Genomic DNA, 1,688 nt, shown 5'->3' with positions numbered 1-1,688 from the left:
ATGTCATGGCCAGATACAGATGTCCGCTTCCCGGCCAAGTTCAAATGTCCGGGTTTAGCAGGTTCAGGATTCGTCTTTCATGCGTCTGAAGCCTGTACGGTATCGAAGGACGGATCCTGAGCGGGAAGGGTGTCTGCGTCAGTTCCACTGCTGCCTGCAGACCGCCGGCCAGGTTTTTGGGGCGATTGCTGCACCTGTCTACGCTGGGCAAGATCCGTGATCGCCTGCTCGACATCCGCCTGCGTGAACTCGCGTTGTTTCTTCTTGCCCGGTTCGTGTTCGTTGCGCCTGGTTCGGGTCGAGTCGCCGCGGTGGGTCCGCGAGGGCGCCTTGCCGATCCGGCTGTTATCGCGTTGTGCCTGCAGTGCCTGCGCGACCTGCAACACGTGACTCAGGCGTTTGTGCTCGATGACCGCGCCCTGATCGATCTCGGCCAGCCGGTCATACTGCCTGCACGGCAGCATACGTCCGTGCGCGCGCAGTTCAATGCGCCCGTCCGGATACTCCCACACCTCGATATACCGGTCGATCAGTTTGCGGTTCTCCGGCGTGTCCTCGAGCAGGTACATCACCCGGTCGTACTGCACCGTGAGCGCCTTCGTCACTTTCCGCGGCTCGCGCCACGTGAGCACCGTGTCAAGGCTCTCATCCTCCCGTAGTGGGCGGTGCGCGTCGAAGTCGCTCCTGGGTGGCCTTGCAAAGCGCGCGTTGTACGATGCCATGAAGGAGGGCGCCCAGGCATTGGCTTCGGCCAGCGTGCTGATGCCACGCAAGCGCATCTCCTTCACGAGACGGTCCTGCAGCGTCAGGTGTGCCCGCTCCACACGTCCCTTGGCTGAACTGCTGTTGGCGCAGAACGTATCGATGTTCAGTTCGTACATTGCACGGCCGAATGGCGTCACGCGGTTGCCAGTCTTGCCAGGCGACACATTGCGGAACACGCTTGCCTTGTCGCTGTACAGCGCGCCTGGCTTGCCGTGGTGCTCGATATAGGCACGCGTCGCCTCGAAGTAGCTAAAGGTCGACTCCGTGGCCGTGAAGTGCAGGTGCATCAGGCGGCTCGTCGCATCGTCCACGTACACCAGCAGCGTGCAGGCCGGCGCGCGCTCCTCAAACCAGCGATGATCGCTGCCGTCGATCTGGATGAGTTCGCCCAGGCAGGCACGCCGCGCACGTGGCTGGTAGACCTTCGGCGGTCGCTGCCGGCGTGGCACCCACAGTCCAGCATCCATCATCAGCCTGCGTACGGATTCCTTCGCCAGCCGGATGCCGTGGCATTCCCACAGCTTCTCGCACGCCAGCGTCGGCCCGAAATCGGCGTAGCGCTCGCGGATGATCGACAGTGCCCGGTTGGCTGTTGCGGCATCCAGCCGGTTGTTGCTGGGCCTCGAACGCTTGCGTGACACGAGGCCTTGCGGCCCATGCTCGCGGAGTCGCGCCACCAGCCGCCGGATCTGCCGGGTCGTCAGCCCGAGACGTTCCGCGGCGCGCGTTGGCGTAAGCCTGCCGTCCACCACGTCCTCAATGACCTTGAATCTGTCCAGCTCGCACATCGTCATGGTTATCCGTTCTGTTGCAGCCATCGCAGCTCCGGCGCTGGACCTCCAGCGGCCGGTCAGGCTACGGGCAACTCGAAAGCGGACATTTGAACTTGGCCAAAAGCGGACATTTCTACTTAGCCACTACAA

General features: G+C 62.9%; 1 protein-coding gene. It reads right to left on the bottom strand.

Annotation, left to right across the window (positions count from 1 at the left end):
• Window positions 1–77 precede the first annotated feature (77 nt).
• A complete protein-coding gene (locus E1N52_RS43610; RefSeq protein WP_133191248.1) occupies window positions 78–1,583 on the bottom strand; it encodes an ISNCY family transposase in 1,506 nt (501 codons plus the stop codon).
• Window positions 1,584–1,688: the final 105 nt, after the last annotated feature.

The organism is Paraburkholderia guartelaensis, from assembly GCF_004353905.1.
Taxonomy (GTDB): Bacteria; Pseudomonadota; Gammaproteobacteria; order Burkholderiales; family Burkholderiaceae; genus Paraburkholderia; species Paraburkholderia guartelaensis.
The sequence above is the reverse complement of the archived record's forward strand: the minus strand, read 5'-3'. Positions and strand labels throughout refer to the sequence as shown.

Coding starts and splice junctions, on each gene's coding strand:
- E1N52_RS43610 (WP_133191248.1), bottom strand. CDS start 1,583: ATGGCTGCAACAGAACGGATAACCATGACGATGTGCGAGCTGGACAGA.